The sequence below is a fragment of the Chitinophaga polysaccharea genome (assembly GCF_902150045.1).
In the GTDB taxonomy this organism is placed as follows: Bacteria; Bacteroidota; Bacteroidia; order Chitinophagales; family Chitinophagaceae; genus Chitinophaga; species Chitinophaga polysaccharea_A.
Map to the genome: position 1 here is coordinate 1,507,956 of NZ_CABFVU010000001.1, position 19,220 is coordinate 1,527,175.

The 19,220-nt window shown below is 35.4% G+C and carries 17 protein-coding genes and 1 pseudogene; 12 read left to right on the forward strand and 6 right to left on the reverse strand.

Translation table 11 applies throughout. From position 1 onward, the window contains the following. Positions 1 to 180: 180 nt before the first annotated feature. From FN124_RS06060 to FN124_RS06070, 3 genes are all read left to right on the forward strand, one after another. Positions 181 to 456, forward strand: coding sequence for a hypothetical protein (locus FN124_RS06060; protein ID WP_142683851.1), 276 nt, complete (start codon positions 181 to 183; stop codon positions 454 to 456). Positions 457 to 1,009: 553 nt separating this feature from the next. After that, entirely contained in the window at positions 1,010 to 3,145 is a 2,136-nt protein-coding gene (locus tag FN124_RS06065; protein ID WP_185937105.1) for a KAP family P-loop NTPase fold protein, read from the forward strand. Between the two features lie 63 nt (positions 3,146 to 3,208). Then, on the forward strand, positions 3,209 to 3,988 hold the full coding sequence (locus FN124_RS06070; RefSeq protein ID WP_142683853.1) for a hypothetical protein: 780 nt from the start codon (positions 3,209 to 3,211) through the stop codon (positions 3,986 to 3,988). Between the two features lie 263 nt (positions 3,989 to 4,251). Here the strand turns inward: FN124_RS06070 and FN124_RS06075 are convergent, their stop codons facing one another. After that, positions 4,252 to 5,199 carry a glycosyltransferase family 2 protein gene (locus FN124_RS06075; protein ID WP_142683854.1) on the reverse strand — a complete coding sequence of 316 codons (948 nt, stop codon included), beginning with the start codon at positions 5,197 to 5,199 and terminating at the stop codon, positions 4,252 to 4,254. An 871-nt stretch (positions 5,200 to 6,070) separates the two neighbouring features. Here FN124_RS06075 and FN124_RS06080 point away from each other — a divergent pair. After that, positions 6,071 to 7,255, forward strand: coding sequence for a DUF4934 domain-containing protein (locus FN124_RS06080; protein ID WP_142683855.1), 1,185 nt, complete (start codon positions 6,071 to 6,073; stop codon positions 7,253 to 7,255). A 1,382-nt stretch (positions 7,256 to 8,637) separates the two neighbouring features. Beyond that, positions 8,638 to 9,270 (forward strand): hypothetical protein, encoded by a 633-nt coding sequence (locus tag FN124_RS06085; protein WP_142683856.1) that lies wholly within the window; start codon positions 8,638 to 8,640, stop codon positions 9,268 to 9,270. Positions 9,271 to 9,311: 41 nt separating this feature from the next. Here FN124_RS06085 and FN124_RS06090 read toward each other — a convergent pair whose 3' ends face one another. The 5 genes from FN124_RS06090 to FN124_RS06110 all read right to left on the reverse strand — a co-directional run bounded on the left by FN124_RS06090 (position 9,312) and on the right by FN124_RS06110 (position 14,411). Next, positions 9,312 to 11,675 (reverse strand): ABC transporter permease, encoded by a 2,364-nt coding sequence (locus FN124_RS06090; protein ID WP_142683857.1) that lies wholly within the window; start codon positions 11,673 to 11,675, stop codon positions 9,312 to 9,314. Between the two features lie 290 nt (positions 11,676 to 11,965). Then, positions 11,966 to 12,364, reverse strand: a complete 399-nt coding sequence (locus FN124_RS06095; RefSeq protein WP_142683858.1) for a hypothetical protein — start codon at positions 12,362 to 12,364, stop codon at positions 11,966 to 11,968. Beyond that, a complete protein-coding gene (locus tag FN124_RS06100) occupies positions 12,361 to 12,993 on the reverse strand; it encodes a relaxase/mobilization nuclease domain-containing protein (protein ID WP_142683859.1) in 633 nt (210 codons plus the stop codon). The genes FN124_RS06095 and FN124_RS06100 overlap by 4 nt, the downstream gene beginning before the upstream one ends. Next, positions 12,990 to 13,370 carry a plasmid mobilization protein gene (locus tag FN124_RS06105; RefSeq protein ID WP_142683860.1) on the reverse strand — a complete coding sequence of 127 codons (381 nt, stop codon included), beginning with the start codon at positions 13,368 to 13,370 and terminating at the stop codon, positions 12,990 to 12,992. Before FN124_RS06105 ends, FN124_RS06100 begins: the two co-directional genes overlap by 4 nt. A 123-nt stretch (positions 13,371 to 13,493) precedes the next feature. After that, positions 13,494 to 14,411 carry a DUF8464 domain-containing protein gene (locus tag FN124_RS06110; RefSeq protein ID WP_142683861.1) on the reverse strand — a complete coding sequence of 306 codons (918 nt, stop codon included), beginning with the start codon at positions 14,409 to 14,411 and terminating at the stop codon, positions 13,494 to 13,496. Positions 14,412 to 14,791: 380 nt separating this feature from the next. On the opposite strand from FN124_RS06110, the pseudogene FN124_RS31720 reads away from it, so the two are divergent. The 7 genes and pseudogenes from FN124_RS31720 to FN124_RS06145 form a co-directional block, all read left to right on the forward strand. Then, positions 14,792 to 15,157: pseudogene (locus FN124_RS31720) on the forward strand (Arm DNA-binding domain-containing protein); the annotation flags it as partial. After that, positions 15,154 to 15,783 (forward strand): site-specific integrase, encoded by a 630-nt coding sequence (locus tag FN124_RS06120; RefSeq protein ID WP_260607444.1) that lies wholly within the window; start codon positions 15,154 to 15,156, stop codon positions 15,781 to 15,783. The pseudogene FN124_RS31720 and the gene FN124_RS06120, both read left to right, overlap by 4 nt. Before the next feature lie 2 nt (positions 15,784 to 15,785). After that, a complete protein-coding gene (locus FN124_RS31725) occupies positions 15,786 to 15,923 on the forward strand; it encodes a tyrosine-type recombinase/integrase (RefSeq protein ID WP_185937106.1) in 138 nt (45 codons plus the stop codon). 88 nt (positions 15,924 to 16,011) lie between these two features. Beyond that, on the forward strand, positions 16,012 to 16,737 hold the full coding sequence (locus FN124_RS06130; RefSeq protein WP_142683863.1) for a hypothetical protein: 726 nt from the start codon (positions 16,012 to 16,014) through the stop codon (positions 16,735 to 16,737). Between the two features lie 108 nt (positions 16,738 to 16,845). After that, complete coding sequence (locus tag FN124_RS06135) at positions 16,846 to 17,775, forward strand: AAA family ATPase (protein ID WP_142683864.1); 930 nt, start codon at positions 16,846 to 16,848, stop codon at positions 17,773 to 17,775. A 197-nt stretch (positions 17,776 to 17,972) separates the two neighbouring features. Further along, positions 17,973 to 18,203 (forward strand): hypothetical protein, encoded by a 231-nt coding sequence (locus FN124_RS06140; RefSeq protein WP_142683865.1) that lies wholly within the window; start codon positions 17,973 to 17,975, stop codon positions 18,201 to 18,203. Positions 18,204 to 18,228: 25 nt separating this feature from the next. Beyond that, positions 18,229 to 18,783: a hypothetical protein gene (locus FN124_RS06145; RefSeq protein ID WP_142683866.1), complete on the forward strand. Its 555-nt coding sequence runs from the start codon at positions 18,229 to 18,231 to the stop codon at positions 18,781 to 18,783. The last annotated feature ends 437 nt before the right edge of the window (positions 18,784 to 19,220 follow it).

Genomic DNA, 19,220 nt, shown 5'->3' on the forward strand with positions numbered 1-19,220 from the left:
TAATATTTTTATTAATTATGCCTAAAACAGCGTTTCAGGCCTTATAACACTACAAAGATAAGGAACATTTCAAATGAAATGCGACTAATGATAATCAATTTGATAATTAAAATTAAACAAATTGATTAGCATTAGTAATCATTTCATTATGCTTTAGAACTTTTTTGCTACTTTAAATCTATGGCAAAGGATAAGCGATATAATGCAATCAAGGAATTGATAGAACGCGGTGGCATCACAGATTTCAACAAAATCTTTGATATTATGCCGCCGTCAACGATGGCGAGGCATATGGGTATTAATTATAATAATTTTACGAAAAGGCAGGCTGATTGTAGCCGGTTTACTGTGAAGGAGATAATGAAAATGGCGGAGTTGATTGGGGTGGATGATTTAGTAGTGGCAACTCTAATAATTAAGGCTACTAAAAGCCAAGGGAAGAAATCACGAGGTTAACTACTACCTCTCGTAGGGTCTGTTGAACACATATCATTATCTCTGTACATATAGCTCCAATATGAAAAAAGTCCTTCTATCTCTCTCAAATCTCATAATTACCCCTAAGTACTTATTAATAGTTCTATCAATATCAGTAGGAGTATTATTCTTCAATCCACTAACATCCCTCTATGATAGATTCGTTATACAAAAACTCCTTTGTAAAGTCACTAGCTCATATGTAAACGACCTACTTTTCGTATTTTTGGTTGTCCTAGCAATTATGATTACGGTGAAGGCATGGAAAGACAAACTAAACATTAATCCGAGTTTCTTTGTCCCTGTTACAATTTCTCTTATTCTAGTATTAGGCTTTCGTCTAATTTCAAAAGAGTATATCTATACAAGCACGAAGACCATAGAGCAATGCAGGTATGTAGACCTACTGTTACTCTTTTCTATTCCTTACTACGTTCTACTTTTAAAAAACTATCACAACAAGCAAGTGCCTCCCCTACCTCAAGCCTCTACACAACCATTTATACAAGACAAACCAATAACAACTCCTTCTATGGACAAATACCATAGATCAAAAACTGCAGAATATATAGCACAAAAAATAGAAGTCCAGCCGCCTAACGCCGGAGCATTTGCAATTGGAATCAGTGGCAAATGGGGGACGGGTAAAACTTCATTCTGCAATCTTATAAAGAATCATTTAAATGACGAGAATACAATTATAATTGATTTTAATCCATGGAGGAGCCATTCTCCAACTAAAATTATTGAAGATTTTTTTGAACTCTTGATAAAGAAAATTAACTACTACGATCCCAGTTTATCAAAAGACATAGCAGATTATGCCAACTCATTACTAACTATAAGCGAAAGTAAATATGGAAAATTAGTTTCAGAAGCTATCAATATTCTATTTTCTAAGGAGGAGAAAAAAGATTTATACGGTCGGATTAACGACGCCCTTCCCAAAATACCAAAAAAAATTTTGGTGTTCATTGATGATGTAGACCGACTAAATAAACTTGAGATAATCGAAGTTCTAAGGCTAATCAGAAACACAGCCAATTTCAACAATGTTGTATACGTGATTTGTTATGATAAGGAATATGTAAACGCAGCAATCAAAATTATAAATGAATGCGACAGCGATACCTTTCTTGAAAAAATAATTCCTTTTGAATTCAATCTTCCAAAATTATCGGTAACCTTCCTACGAAATGAGATTGCATCTCAGCTACAAAATTCACAAGAGTTTGATGCTTCTATTGAGAAACAAATAACCATAATCATCAATACTAACACTAGAGGAGAAGTAAATTTCACCGACGAAATTGTAAAAAACAGCCGCGACGTAATTCGGTTATGCAACTCATTTATATTCGATTCACGAGGGATAATTACCGAAATATCAATTCACGACTTCTATCTCATTCAACTACTAAAACTCAAATTCATTAATATTTACAACGATATATATAGGTATAAAAGCATTTTTTTCTTACTTAACAAGAAACAGAATCATTATTACCTACGCTTTAGAAGGACAGACGAAATTGACAAAAATTTCTCCGACCTGACACGCGCTGATATACTTTCAATACAAAATTATCAAAGCAAAACGCCTACCTCTCAACCTTCAGATGACGATTCAGACACATTCATTATTAAACATATTAACAACACAAGTGGCTATACTGAAATACAAAGGGTATTAATAACGAAATTAGTAACCGAAATTTTCTCATATCGGGATAACAGAAATTTGGGATTATATGCTAACATAAACGCTAAATCTATAATTGATCCAAATTCATTTTATAAGTATTTCTCTTATCAAATCCCGGAGGGAGAAATATCATATCAAGAATTCGATGATGCAAGACAAAAGGATTTCTCAGATTATAAAGAAATAGTAAATAAATGGCTAAGTAGCAGTGAACGTTTTGGTCTTATTCACAAGCTTAAAAATATAAGCATCTTTAACAGTGTCAAAGAATATGAGAACCATATAAGGATAATGATCCATTTAGAAAGGATAAAATACAAGGAAGGGGCATCAAGGAACAAGACAGAATTAAAGGAGATAGCAATGCTACTTTCATATCCAACAGAACATCAGGATCTATATAACTCCAAAGAGGATTATAAAAATTTTCTCCAAAATTTATTGATAAATGAATCAAAAATGCCACAAATTATAGAAGGAGAGATTATTGAAGGCATTGTCTACTATTCCATCCCCACAGCGTTATCCCAAGAAGAGTACTGCAACATTCTTTGTGACTATTTTCGTGATTTTTGCAAAGAAAATAGCTCCGTGAATAACGATTTTTTCATTCTCTACAAAAATACGCGGGACATTGCGCCTTGTGACAATGGCGATATCAAAGACCTGGCTGTAGACTTTTTCATAAGGAAGTTAACAGCTTGTGAACTTGGCATATTCATAAGACAAGAAACTCCAAATTCAAATCTTTACCGTTTGGATGATGAGCAACGAGCATGGTGTTTCCCTGAATATTCCAAATTCAAGGAGTGGCTTAATACAGCTAACAATTTACAATCATCTAGTAAATGTATAGAAGAAATGAAAAGCTTTCTCGCTAAATATGAAGCTAACAATAACCAGCGAATTGAATTCGCTTTTAATTCGCTCAAACCAATAGGGTTTAAGCCTTTGAATTCCTGACAAATCAATAAAAGTTCGCTAGGTTACAAGAGATTTCAAAAATGTCCCTTTCAACTAAGAATTATGAAAAATCAAGATCTACTGCGCCACATTAAAAGAAAAACTGTCAACTCTACAAAATTGAAGTTCAATGATTCCGTTGACCAAATTGAGTTAGACGCGGCTATATCAAAAAAATATAAATATTCAGATTTGAAGGATCTAGATATTTTACTCTTTTATGAAAACGAAACAGTGAGATGTTTTAGTTACAATGATCAAGGCAATGCCTGCGCTATTCCAATTGCCGATCCCGTTTTGCTATATTTTAATATGGCCCAATCACAGCTAAGACCTATTCAGGAGCGACGAAAAGAACTCTTAGGACTTTTTAGGAATAATGAGGGGACTACTATTTCAGAAAACTCTATGACAGAATTTTATCAGTATTTCGGTTACGCTAGTAGTCTCATAATAATGGCAATGACTTCTATAGAGGCATTTGTAAACAGGATTCTCCCATCAGAAGATATATCACTGCCTAAAACAAAGTTTATTGAAGTGTATACAAAAGAGCAGGCCCAACGTTGGCTTCGTTTCGATGAAAAATTAAACATTATTAAAAAGATGTACAATAAGGATTACGCAAAAAGCCCTAGATACGCACATTTTAATAATGTTAAGGAGTTTAGAGACGAAATAGTACATACAAAAATTGATATACAAGGATATAAACAGTACTCTGATTTATATAAGAAAGCATTGAACTTTAAATATAATGAAGGCTTGTACGCAGTTAGAGAGTTCATCAATCTTTTTGAGCCTGGTCTAGTTGAAGACTGCCCCTGTGGAAAAGATTTTTAATCTATTGACCGACTTCTATGAGTAAATCAAATAGGCAGGTAAAGGGCTTATCATTATGGAAAGCATAAGTAATATCCGTTGTGCTGACAAAACTTTCATATGTTGAAAACATTTATTTATTACGGATAATATCGTAGTAACTTCTAAAGAATCAAATCAAAATAGAATTTCGTGAACATCAATGAATCGTATTTAAAAAAATCCTTTTCTCGCTAGATCAGGAGTATATACTCCAATTTATCTTCCTCAATCAATAATATAATCTAACAGTTATTCTCTTTAATGATATAAGTCGGTCGCCCTTTACTCTCTATATAAATTTTTCCAACATATTCCCCTAATATTCCTAAAACAATAAGCTGGATCCCTGAATAAAACAATATACATATTATTATAGAAGTCCATCCATGAACCGCACTAGACGTGAAAAATGCTATGAATAATGCATAAAGTCCGTACGAGAATCCTGCTATAGTAGATAGTAATCCAATTATGAAAGAGATTCTCAATGGAAACGTAGTAAATGATGTTAATCCTCTATCAGCAAGAATGAGCATTTTCGATAGAGAGTATTTACTTATGCCGGAATACCGTTTGGACATTTTATAAGAAACTGTCGTTCGCCTAAAACCTATCCATGATACCAGTCCACGAAAAAAAGGAGACGGCTCTTTCATCTCCTTTAAAATGTTCACTACTGACCTGTCTAATAAACGAAAATCCGCACCTTTTGGTTCAATATATGTTTCTGATGTTGAATTTATGATACGATAAAATGCTTGCGAGGAAATCTTCTTAAAGTATGGGATATTATTTCCCGTCTCTCTAATAGCATTGACAATCTGATAACCCTCTACCCACTTCTCTATCATTTCAAATATGATGTCCGATGGATGCTGCAAATCTCCATCCATCGTTATTACACAATCGCCCAAAGCATAATCTAACCCAGCTTTTATCGCATTCTGCTGTCCAAAATTTCTTGATAAACTAATATACTTTATTCTGGTGTCTTGCTTTGACAAATGCTTGATGACTATTAAAGTATTATCTGTACTTCCATCGTCAACATAAATAATTTCAAACTTTGGTATATATATGAGCTTCTTATTCAAATCTTCAAATAGCGGCACTATATTACTTTCCTCATTAAAGCAAGGAATAACGATTGATACAAGTATGTTAGAATTCAATGTTGACCTCTTATCCATTTTGTCCAATTTAGCATGACAACTTTCAAGTTATCCAGATCTATAGTAATAATGACCATTGCATAATCTAATTACATAAGCACTCAAAAGACTAAATTGCAACATTGTCAATATCTATTTCATAGGCGTCAATTATGGCGACCATATCGCGAAGTATTTCATCCTAAAAATTCTTTTTTTGTAAATTAAAGAATAAATTATATATTCAATAAACATTTTGTAAACTGCTTTGATATTCCTCAATAGTCCTATACTACTATTTTATATTAATTGTTCGTTTTAACCTGACCACAAGTTTAGCGTTGGAGAGTTGGTAGAAAAGTCAGAACCAAATTTACCTTACAGAAATCAATATTGCTAATATTTAATACCTATTCTTATATTCAAAATCTATCATTATGAAAAAAAACAACCTTCTATCCAAGTTCCTAACGATTCTAACTGTTGTGAGCATTACTACTGTATTGTTCCTGCATTCCAACACAAAGGGTGCTGCTTTCGCTGGGTATAATCCAACTCCTACGACAATAAGCGCGTCTGTTAATTGCGTAGATGATAATGGAAATGCATTCACAATCACAACGAGTTGTCAGAAAATGTCCTGCCCTCCGGGCGAGAATCCAAACTGTACACCCACTACATGTGCTCTCGTACAACCGGTATGCCCTTGATCTTTCTATTTCCCAAACTCAAACAACGGAGTAAGATTTCTTATTGAGGCCCGCACTTAAAAGGCCTTGTTTTTGTTTCTATATTTACTAATTAGTATAATCGTATGGCCAGTAGAAAAGCTCTGGCCATACAATTATATGAGCAATGGTAATATGAAAATGGTTATGAATAACCAGAAAAAATAATAGCCCTTTAAATTATGAGATATTCCAATTACTATTCTTTAATTACTTTAATATTGTTATTGCTTAGCTGCAAAGATGGTTCTGTAGAGGTGGCTGAGATTAAAGTAAAAGGCGATTTTAGAAAGATAAAAGTGGACGCTGAAAAATCTTCTATTGTAAAATTATCCAAGTTTGCAACCCCTTCCTCTATCGAAATTATTCCCCTTGAGTTTAATCAAAAAAACATACTGGGATCGGCAAACAAAATTCTTTTTTTTGATCATAAGATATATGTTGCAGATTTTAGTATATCTAAGGCGATATTCGTATATGACTCAAGCGGACATTTCCTTTCAAAATTCGGAAAGGCAGGAAGAGGGCCAGGTGAATATTTGGAGTTGTGGGACTTTGATGTTACAAGTAAAGGAGTAGAGTTACTGGCGGATGATAGGAGAATCTTAAGATTTACTCATGAAGGTTCATTTGTGAATGAGATTGCTACGAGGTTCTATAGTTTCAAGTTTAAGATACTTTCTGATAACAAGTATGTTTTTTATACAAAATACCGCGAAAACACTTCATTTTTCAAAAAATCAGTCCATTATAATATAATCCTAACAGATCAGAAAGGAACGCCTGAGATGTTTGCCTTTCCATATAAATCAGATGGCAGTGGGATATTATTTCCACTTGCTGCTTCTCACTTTATTAGTTCAAATAATAAAACGTATTTTATTCCCTCTGTAGGCGACACCATTTATGGAATCTCTGATAAAATGATTTCCCCAATCGTGTTTTATGATTTTGGGGAAAAGTCTCTCCCCAGGGATTATCAAAAAAACAAAATATCAACAGAGGAAGCTACATTTAAACAAATTGCATCAGCAACATTACTGGATTTTTTTTACCAAAAGGACAGCACTTATGTATGTAATTACAACTACAATAATACTATATGTCTTTATATCTACAATGCAAGTAATGGAGAATCGCTCAATATTCGTGGAATAATAGACGACATAAATTATCTTCCCATACAGATTCCTTCGAGCATTGACGGTGACAAAATTGTTTCTGTATTTAATTCAAGTAATTTAATTGAAATGCATGATCTTTTGAGGGAGCATGGAAAAACCGACAATGAGATTAAAGTATTTAAGAACCTGATGGACCAGCACACAAATGGAGAATTTATACTTGTAAAATACAAACTAAACTAATAATGTTGATTATTCAGAAACATACGGGAATTTCTGCCATTCTGAAGTATAAAAATCTGCGCTACCAGCTAATTACCATTGCTTTGATACTTATTGTGTTTTTCAATTCTCTTCATAACGGTTTCCTATATGAAAGTGATGATAATTGGCAGTTGCTAAATAATAAGCAAGTTTATAATTTAGCATTCTCAAATATCTTTAACTACTTCACAAGCTTCTATTATGGTCAATACTCTCCAATTAACACCTTTGTATATTCACTTCTCTATTATTTTTTTGGACTTGATCCCTTTTGGTTCCATTTCTTGAATGTGAGTGTACATATCTTAAATGCATTACTGGTATATAAGTTGATTAGAGTGTTAATCTCATCATCTGGATCGGGTGATGAAAACGCAGAAATTATCGCATTTATTGTCAGTCTTTTATTCGGTCTTCATCCAATGCAAACTGAAGCCGTAGTGTGGATTTCTTCATCAAAAATTATTCTATACTCCTTCTTCTTCTTTTTATCGTTGATCTGTTATGTTAAATTCGTTAAGGATGGGAAACGACTCTATTTGAAGTATTCGCTCTTGTTATTTATCATATCAATTGGGGCAAAGGAACAAGCAATCGTTTTGCCGTTGTGTTTATTAGTAATTGATGTATACTGTAAAAGGGCTCATAATTTTTTATATTTAATAAGGGAGAAGTATATTTTTTTTATAATAGCCTTCGCTTTTGGAGTTATATCAATATATGCTCAACGTAGTACTGGATTCAAATTAGTAGATAGCCAAAATTATTATACATTATATCAAAGGGTAGTTTTGGCCTGTTATGCTACTATCACTTATATTATAAACTTAATTTCTCCAGTCTATTTGTGGAAAAGTAACGCCTTCCCATTCCTACCAAGTCAGGAAATGCCAGGCTACTTAATAATTTATCCAATATTGGTATTATTGCTTATTTTTCATACTATCAAAATCTGGAATCGTAAGGATCGAAGCGAAGGAACGCTAGTATTTTGTGTTCTGTTTTTCCTTGTAAATATTATCCTACTTCTGCACTTGGTTCCAATGGCTCGATGGTCATTAATGGCGGATAGATATGTTTATATTCCAAGCGTAGCGGTTTTTTTTCTAATAACTTCAGTTTCTATCAGAACCATAAAGAACTATTTTTACCATAAAACTACTGCAGTTATAGTTTTGGCAACTTACATAATCGTGTGTTGCGGATCATCGTATTACCTGTCAAATATTTGGGGCAATTATTCAAAGCGGAATAGAATAACTTTTCACCATTCAAATATTGACTCTACATTGACGAAGTTTAAATCTTCAATACTCATACATAAAATCCTCGTTATCGGCAATATTTAATATTATATTTTTGTGAAGTACATAATTGTGACCATATCTATCCTTTTCTTCTTTGGGGCGTTAGTCTATCAAAGATATTTGATGAATGGAAGATTCCAGGCAGACTTGCAATTAAAGATTTCTCAAGCAAATGAATTTTGCGCTCAAAGGCAGCGGATGTATTATTTGCAGGGAAGCTATGTAAAATTGCCTGACTTTAATACCCTGGTCAAGGATGTGGATGGAAAGGAGATACCCTTAATGGATGTACTGGTCAGCAGCTCAGGTGTTTTAGTTTATAGATTCACATATAGAATGTGCCAGGAGTGTATATCATCAGAAGTGGATCGGCTAAAGAAATTGTATAGAAAGCTTGGACATGGCAGCATTATTATCTTAGCAAGTTATAACGGTATAAATGACTTAAAGGTCGTAATGAAGGATTTTAATACAGATATACCGGCCTATAATTTACCGTTTGGAACGATTGGCGAAGGTATAGACGGATTAGACATGCCCTACCTGTTCTATGTCCGTAGTAAACAGGTAAAAGGAAGCTTCCTATTCTTTCCTGAAAAAGCTCAAGAAGAATGGTCACTTCAATACTACAAGGACGTAATTAATTATGGAAGAACGAATAAAAGTCAAGCGCCAAAAAATCCATAGATCACGAATATATAGGTTTCAATCTCTACTATTCTTATATATCATTCTCTTGTCAAGCTTCTGATAGGATTCATCAAAGCCGCCTTAATTGATTGAAAACTTACAGTAAGCAGTGCAAAGAGTGTTACCAATATTCCAACAAGCGCAAATATCCACCATTTAATTTCAATGCTATAAGCAAAATTCCGCAGCCATTGATTCATTCCGTACCATGCCAACGGTGATGCAATGATAACCGCGATAATTATCAGCCAGATAAAATCCATAATCAGCAACTCAACAATACTAATAATGCTCGCCCCCATTACTTTCCGAATTCCGATTTCCTTTGCTTTTACCTCTGCCGTGTATGTTGCCAACCCAAATAAACCTAAGCAAGATATCAATATGGCAATAATTGCAAATAAACTGAATAACCTTCCTGAACGTTGCTCGGATTTATACAGGTTATCGTACGTTTCATCAAGAAAAGTATATGAAAATGGGAAAGTGGAGCCATATTTTATCCATAGATTCTCAGCAGAAGCGATGGCAAATGGTGCATCCTTTCCAGTGGTTTTTATAAAAATCTCCCGACTTACTGGTCTATACGAAAAAACCATTGGTTCAATTCTTTGCTTTAAGGAAGCAAAGTGAAAATCTTTGACTACACCAATTATTGTACCCTCAGTATTAAAGAGAGTAAATCTCTTGCCAATGGGATTCGTAATACCGGCATTTTTAACCGCTGTTTCATTGAGTATAAAGTGCATTGAATCAGAGGTTATGTTCGTAAAACCCTTGCCCTTTACAATTGAAAGTTTAAAAATTTTCAAAAAATCGGCATCAATAATTAACGTCTTAATATCAAAACCATCATTTAGATTTTTCCCTTCCCAGTCCGTGTCTGGCGTCGAAGATTTTAATTCCACAATCTCATCACTGGCAAAGCTTACGCCTTGTATACCTCGTTGCCTTGCAAGTTCTTCTTTAAATGATTGAGCACTCGGTAATAGATCCATCATCTTGAACATCAATACGTGTTCTTTATCATATCCAAGCTCTTTCCTGTGAATGTAATTTAATTGAAGATGAATAATCAGGGTAGTCGTTATTAATGCAACCGAAACCGCAAACTGAATAGTAACCAGTATTCTTCGATATTGCGCTGTACTAATGCCGATCGATAGCTTTCCTTTAAGCACTTTCAAGGGTTCAAATGAGGATAACAGCATGGCTGGATAGACGCTTGATACTATAAACGAAATGAGGCCAGTTGTTCCAATTAGCCCCCAAACACTAGGCTCACTTACTTTGAACGTAAGGTTTTTTCCGGATATATTATTATACAAGGGCATTAGAATTGGTGTAAGAATAAGTGCAGCTATCAGGGAAAAGGAAAAAATCAGAGCAGTCTCAATTGCGAACTGAATAAATAACTGGGATCGATCCGCTCCAACCATTTTTCGAACACTTATCTCTTTTGCTCTAAGCATAGCCCGTGCCGTAGATAGGTTAACATAGTTTATGCATGCAATAAGGAGAATTGCAATTCCAATAATAAAGAAAAGTCTTACAGTTTGCATTTGTCCTTCACTTCCATCTGTATTGAAGAGATGAATATCAATTAGCCTTTGAAGACGGTAAACAGGCTCAGGGCCATCATTTTGGCTTTTTTTAATGGGATTCACCAATAGTTTCCTCTCAACAGTCTTAACGATTCCTGCTGGTTGTAATTGCAAAAATGTCGTATAATAGGAATTTTGCCAATCTTCTTCAATGGGTACAGCACTCCCACTTCTTACGGAAAGTTTAGCACTGAGACTCATTGGAAAAAACATATCATAGTTAATACTTGAGTTTTCAGGAAAGTCTTCCAGAACACCTGAAACCACGAAATTCTCATTTTTCTCCGTCTGCAAAATATTTCCTATTGGTTCGGCATCACCAAAATAACGTTTTGCAGTCTTGGCTGTAATCACAACACTAAAATCACCTTGAAATGGTACATCGGGATTTCCCCTTAACATTTTGAAGCTGAACATCGTAAAAAAAGATGGATCAACATAGCATTTCTTTTTTTCAGTGTATTTGTTATTCTTGTATTGAAATAGAGAAAAGTCCCAATTGTTTTTTACACGCACGGCTTCCTTAACATCTGGAATTTCTCTCTTGGCAAAAGTTGCTAGTGGGGCAAATGTAGCGGAAGACATTACTTTACTATTCCCTGAACCTGTATTTGATGTTACCATGTAAATATCTCTGCTCTTCTCATGGAACCTGTCATAACTTATCTCATTCTGTACCCAAAGCAGGATCAATATTCCAACCGTTAGGCCTATCGTAAGTCCCAAAATATTAATACTTGTATAGAACTTACTTTTTATAAGTCGTCTTATTGCAATCTTAATATAATTTCTCAGCATGGAAAATGGACTTTGAATATAGCCCTAGATAAATGTACAATAATGCCACCAAACCGCACAAACGCAAATAACATAATTTTATGAATTATCAATTATTTTATATGTTCGAATATGAACAATTGCTGTCTGATTTTGAGCATACCAACTTGAAGGTAATCCCTAAGGATTAGAATATCGGCATTCATTAAACAACAAGATCATCAGACTTTTGCCAGTGGTTTAATACCTGTAGCTTTAAGCGCGAGATGAAAGCCTTTAAATGTCATTGTATTCTTTAATTCAATGTAGTCCTAGCCGTCGTCTCTTTTCATTCTTCTATACCCTTCGGCTGTCAGCTCATAAGGCAATGAATTAAAAGACTGTTCTGGCCTCAAAAGCAAATCTAATATGCTAACAACTTCCTTTATGATAGGAACAAAAGGAGAACGCTCCATCAAGGCATCTACCTTTATATCTAATAACAGTCTTTGTGTGGCGGTAAAAGATTTCTGCCCCGCCACACCTCGTTTTATAGCCTGTTTATAATTCTCCTGCTCTTTTACATTGATTTCCAACTTCTGTTTCAGGTCAAGTATTTGCACTATCTTGGACAAAGAAAAGCCTACTTCACTACCTTTAATCCTCACCTTCTTATTATCAATAAAAGCAATACCGCGACCTTTAAGAACGATATACCCCAGTTCTTTCATCCGTTCTGTGAACTATCAAAATGATTAACTTCTGTCAATGCTTGCCTAATGTTTTTTTGTAATTGGGCTTTTCGTGAATCATGTCGGGGTAATAATCGCTCATTGGGAGATAAAAAAGCCTTGGGGCTTAACACTTCTTGCAGATGATATTGCTTTTCCAACCTCCGGCAAAGTGCCGCCATCCGCTTATAACTATTGCTATCACTGGCCGCTTTCTTGTCAAGTCCTACGCGGTTGGCTACGATGTGAATATGCTGCTCACTGATATCCTTATGTAACACACAGATATATTGGTTATTGGCTACCCCAAACTCTTTTGCACATTCATGCCCTATCTCCTCCAATTGATTGCGGTTGAGAGATTCTCCCGGAGCCAGCCGCAACGAAAAATGGAACACCGGTTTCTCTACCCGCTTACTTAATTTAGCCACATCTCGGAATTGTTGGGCTAACTCCTTCGGATTTCCAAAACACCGGTTGTACGATAGAATTTCTGCCCGGCCACTATGTTGCAAGCCATCAATTCGTGAAAGCTCCTCCTTTTGTTTTTCGGAAAGTTCTTCTTTATCATTCAGGCAATACTGAATACAGCCAAGGAAAGAACTTCCAGTACCTACATAACCTATCATCGGAAATACTTTTTAATCTGTTCCGCTAGCTTTTTCAAGTCGCCTGATTGCATTTTCAGCTGTATTAGCTCCGTTAGGGATAATTGTTCTATGCCGTTCCGTACTTTAGCAATCTGATTGAGGTTGGCAGCAAGGTGGTTCAGTGTTCCGGTTAACTCCAATACCTCTTTTGGGAACACCTTTTCCCGTCTGTCAATTTTTCCGGCAACGCCCATTTTCCGAAGGTATTCTGATACAGTAAGATTTGAATTTCTAGCCTTATCTTCAATAATGGATCGTTCCCACTGATTACATTTGATAGCCAGGAATTGATCTCTTTTCGTTCCTTTGCGGGGCCGGCCTACCTTCTTTTTGATTGGTTCATTCTCCTGCATCATAGTCAACTTCACTTTTAGATTTTTGAATGCGATAGCATGAAAAAAGCTACACACCGAATGCGGTAGCATGAGGTGAGCCAGTAGTTTTGGTTTTACCAAAACATAGCTGGCTACCTAAGCGACTTAAAGCCCTTTGCCTCTCCGCTGGCTTTCTTTTGGGTTGTTGCGCTGACTAATTAACCAGTCGTTTAAATCCTTATGCCCTTGATAAAAATCACTGCGATCTATGTATCGGTTTCCACCCCATTTCAGGGCTATTTTGGTATGGCTGATCCCGGCAGTATCACGATCCAAAAACAGTTGGACTTGCTGGTGTTGTTCCATGCGAGGGCGGCTCTTTTCAAAGAAAAAAAGTGAATTGAGGATAAGACAATTTGACTGTGAGGTGGTCCGATCAAGAGCAGTAGATTGAAAAGATAGAAAACTGAAAAAGCCTTCAAATACGGAAACCTGTTCAGTACCATTATTGATAAAGGTTACATCTTTAGGAGAGCTACTCCCTTTAAAATACTCGCTCCGCAGCTCGTAGCCCCCGGCCTCATTCCGAAAACCGATAGCGGTATTTTTCTTTCCATATAAAAGAAAATCCACCTCCTCACAGAAACGGCGGGCAATTTCTACTGGAATACGCCGCTTGTGAATATAACCCAACAGCGCCGCATCATTCAAGGGGGGGGTGGCAACAACCACTATTTTATCTTCATCTGGTTCTTTTTTTTCACCAGCAAAGGACGCCGGGGCCGGCGGGTGAAAAGAAAAAGTTGGGGATGGCTGGTATTGAGCCAAGCGCTGCAAAAAGTCGGAAATTGGACAGTTAAAATAGAGCAGCCCGAAGTCTATGAGATTACCTCCCTTCCCAATGCCGTGATCATACCACATGTTCAGCCGACGGCTAACCTTAAAGGAGGGGGTTCGTTCTTGCCGTAACGGGGATAAATACCAATAATCTTGGTTTCTGATCTTTTGGGGATGATGGCCGAGGGAAGCCAGGTAATCAACCAAATCAAGCGGCCTGGCATCTTTACATGATAACTTTAACATACAGCACAATTTTCAGGTTCACAATGATCATATACAGAAAAGCCCCGCAGGCAGGCTGTTTATTAAACAACCATGCTTGCGAGCCTTTTTAAATCTTCCATAAAAAAGTTCGAAAAACGTACCGAAGGGGTCACTGAAAAATGAATTGCTCTATCAGATACAAGTCTGGTAGGCCTTTTTTGTTTTTACCCTCTCCCATTTTATATGTTTTTCCAACTCTCTGGTGGAAAATCTGGTGGACTTACCCAAAATCTCTGGTGGACTTTTTACCACCTCTAACATTCTCACTTTTAATCTCTTACACATTTACCCTTTACTCCCAAAATTGAAAAACATGGAAAACAGAGTGGACATTTTGTTTTTTTGCTAAACTCAAAAAGAAAAACAAGAAAAATCTTGCTCCTATTTATGCAAGACTTGTAGTAAACCATGACAGATATGAATTTTCTACAGGATTCTCTATTGATGAAAAACTCTGGAATGGCAAAGCTGTAAAGGTTTCAGGAGATAGCCAACAAGCTGTTTTAATTAATAACTATATCAATACAAAGAAGCTGGAAGTATTTAAGGCATACAATGAACTATTGCTGAATCAGCAAACTATAACACTTTCCAGCATAAAGAACAAGGTTTTTGGAATAAAAAAAGAAACCAGTAAAACACTTCTCCAACTGGTAGACTATCATAATGCTCTCTTCAAAAGCAAGATTGGCACTGATACAGCTATTACCACCTGGATTTCCTGAATTATCAATACAAGGAGAAAGATATCCTTTTGAGAGATCTAAAGCAGGAATTTGTTGCCAGTTTTGATCTTTATTTAAAAGTAGTTTTTCAAAACAGCCATAATACAGTGGTAAAGCACTGCAAGAATCTAAAGGCTATCATTAACTTGAGTATACAATATCAATGGTTAGAACATAATCCCTTCTTAAGGCACAAAACACCATACAAAGAAGGGAATAAGAGCATTCTAACTAAAGAAGAACTAGCTGTAATAGAAGGAAAAGTGTTCACCATTCCCAGACTGGAACAGGTAAGAGATCTGTTCATTTTCCAATGCTATACAGGATTAGCATTCTCTGATATGAAGATATTAACTAAAGCTGAAATACAGATTGGTATTGATGGTAACAGGTGGATTATCAAAAGGAGGATAAAGACAGATCAAAGATCTTCTATTCCCTTACTTCCTAAAGCCATCAAAATACTAGATAAGTACAATTGGCAGATTAAGCAGCATAATGAATCTGTTTTGCCTGTATTATCCAATCAAAAGCTGAATGGATACCTTTCTGAAATTGCTGGATTATGTGGTATCCTTAAGAAATCATCACCCATGTTAGAAGGAGAACATTTGCTACCACAGTAACATTGAGCAATGGGGTACCTATTGAGACAGTAAGTAAAATGTTAGGGCATACTAATCTGGCTACTACACAGATTTATGCCAAAGTGGTGGATACTAAGATTAGTGAGGATATGGGGAAACTAAAGCAAAGGCTGCTTTGATGTATGATGGCCAGTCAAAAAGCCCTACTCTGAAAGAAATTGACTGGCCATTTTTCTTTATCTTCCATATTCTCTAATAGAAAACAATATGACCAATACCCATCCATTACAGTTTTTCAAAGATTTAGTGGAGAATCCTTTAGCTATTCTAAGGATAGAGAGGCAGTTTTTTGAGGAGGAGGAAGAGATTTCAATTGTGTTAGAAATAAATAAGGAAGAAGGTTACATAGTAATTGATGATTTTTTTGCAGATGGAGCAAATTCTTATAAGATTTTTTTTAAAGATCACATTCAGAGACTTTGCAAGGAGCAGGAAAGAGAGGTTCTAAATTCCTTAGATAGTTATGTGTTTCATGAGAAGGATATAAAAATTTCTCATGACTATTTGCAAAAGTGCCTTTTTGAAGTTAACCATCTGATTTCAATACAGGAAGGAAGAAACTGGCTTAGTAAGTATCCTATAATTATTGATACAATTGCCTCCATTAAAAGTTATCTGCATTCCAAATATGGTTTGCCAGATGATACTATTTCCTTCTCTAAGAAGAAAAGTAATAATCCCAAAATACAGTGGCTAGGCAAAACCAATGTTTTAACTACTCTTTTTTATGATCTCCTAAATGGTCAAGATAAAGGAGAGCCTTATATTCATGCCAATAAGAAAGATGTAATGCAGTTTCTTATTGATAATTTCCTTGATAAAAATGGTGATGAACTAAGTGAAAGTACAGTTCAAAGCTATTTTGATAAGCAGGAAAAGAAAGCAAAAATTGGAGATAGGATTGAATTGCCCAATAAAAAGGTGATTAGATAAATCATTTACTGTATTGAGTTTCCCATACTTAATTAGTCTTGAAAGACCTTTTTATGACTTTAGGACTTTTTGTATTGGAGAATCTTTGTGTCATAAAATTAAAAATTTATGAACAAAGAGAATCAAAATCAAATAATAAGCAGTCAGTCAGAGCAAATACCAGGACTAAGCACTGACTGTCCAATCAAGCAAAATGAAAAAATAGATTTAGAATCAAATTCAGAAAACCAAGATGACAGCCTTATAATGGAACTTCTTAATAAAGAAGTAATGAAAGGCTCTGAGCTTGCAGCTTTCAGTGGAATGAGTGTTCCATACTTATGGGAAGGCTTGATCCCCCAATATGGAATCAGCTTTTTAACAGGTGCTAGTGATTGCAATAAAAGTACATTTTTAAGACAGTTTGCACTTTCCATTGCTAATGGAGATGAGGATTTTCTTGATATCCCACTTAACATTAGATATCAGAAAGTAATACTTGTCATTACAGAGGATTTAGCAGTGAATGTTGCTGCTTTGATGAATAAGCAACTACAAATATTTCCAGACAAAGCTATATTGGATAATATCACTTTTGTTTTCCCTGCTTCAAACATCATCAAGAGACTAGATGAATTACTTTCAAAGGGAAAAGTTGATTGTGTAATAGTTGATACTTGGACAGATACTTTCACTGGGGATTCAAATGCTTCAAATTCTGTAAGAGCTCCCCTCCACCCTTACAATGAGCTAGTAAAAAAATATGGCTGCTCAATCTTGGCCTTGCATCATGAAAAGAAGGGGTCAGAGGATAAAGACCCATCCAAGGATAATATGCTTGGTTCAATGGGTATTCAAGCATATGCGAGGGTCGTATTGCAGATGAAAAGAGACAATGGGAATAGCAAGAAAAGATTGTTGACTGCTGTTAAGGGCAACTATATTCAGGATTGTTTCAAAGATCAGTCTCTAGTTCTGGAAGTTGATGAACAGACTTTAATATTAACCAATACAACAGATATTTCCATTCCAGGTATCCAAAAGAGTACTAGAATATAGGTCAATATAATCCAAACGACAGCCACTTTACTAAACTTGAGAAGAGTTCCGAGCAATATGGTACCATCTATATTGATTTAAATCAGGACAGTTTACCTGGAAAATCGAAAGAACTTATCGCTACTGCTATTTATCACGAAATTATCCACGGCGTTCTCGCAATCAATAAAGTACCCTGGATTGTTCAGCATGAAGCAATGGCTGAGAGTTATCGCCAAAAAATAGCGGAAGGGTTAAAGGAGCTGTTCCCTGCTTTGAGTGACACTGAAGCCAGTGCATTAGGATGGGAGGGTTTGGTTAAAACATATCAGTTTACCAGTATTCAGGTGAAGGATCTTCAAAACTATACTGGAACAGCTTTGAATATAATGAAAATAATAGTAGCATACCAAATCGGACAAAAAGGAACACCTTCCGGTTGTAAATAGCGAAATGATCATTAAATTTAAATGTATGAAGACAAAGTACCTTATAGCATTGGCTACTCTCATTTTTATAATTAAGCCATACAGCCTGTATGCACAAAACAAGTTATTGGATGATCAGAAGGACAAACTAACAAGGTTTTTTTATAAGCAAGTTCCCATGTCGCCTTCGTTTGTCAAAAACGGGAAATCAGCTATTTATGCTCTTTTGATAACAGTTAATCCAAACGGAAAACTTTCCTCCATTAAGTTATCTGAGAATACTCCAGAAGAGTTTAAAAATGATCTGCTAAAATTAAAACAAGCTGATATAAAATGGTCTGCATTCCTGCATGGACGTCCTGCTGGAAAAACTTATAATTTGCTCCTTACAATCTATACAATAATAAATGCGGATTATTTGGCATTTGCAGCCTCTCGCAACGGGTTCCAGCCATCCTGGTATTTTGAGCAGATTTACAATTTTGGCGATACGAAATACGACCTAAGCTCAGCCATTTTTATTGGTCCTATTTTCAAAAGCGCTTCGAACCAAATAATAGAAGAGCACCAATTGCTTGATAGTAATGATATTCGAGAATAGTTCTCGCAACCCTGAATAGCTTAGGAAATTTTCGTTTTTTATTGGTCTGATTTTATGTTCGGGAACCTTACGAGCTATGAGCTTTACCAAAGACTTCTTCCCATTTAGCTCGTCTATATGGCTGAATCCGGTATCCATACGATTGCCTAGGGAGCGAATAAAAATATAAATCAAATAATGAAAGGCACACCTTCTGGATGTAAATAAATTTATAGATAAAAAATGTGTTTTTTATTAACATTAAGAATATCAATAATATTATCGAATTACTCGTTTTTTTAACTAGCATAAATTTGACTACCAAACTCACAATGCTTCTTAAGCAGAACAAGAAATATCTAAGCCGTCGGCACTTATTGAATCGGAAAGAAAAGAGCTTGGAAAGGAAGCATGCCACGATTGTTCATACATTACTTAATCCTATCAGTTTCTTTTTA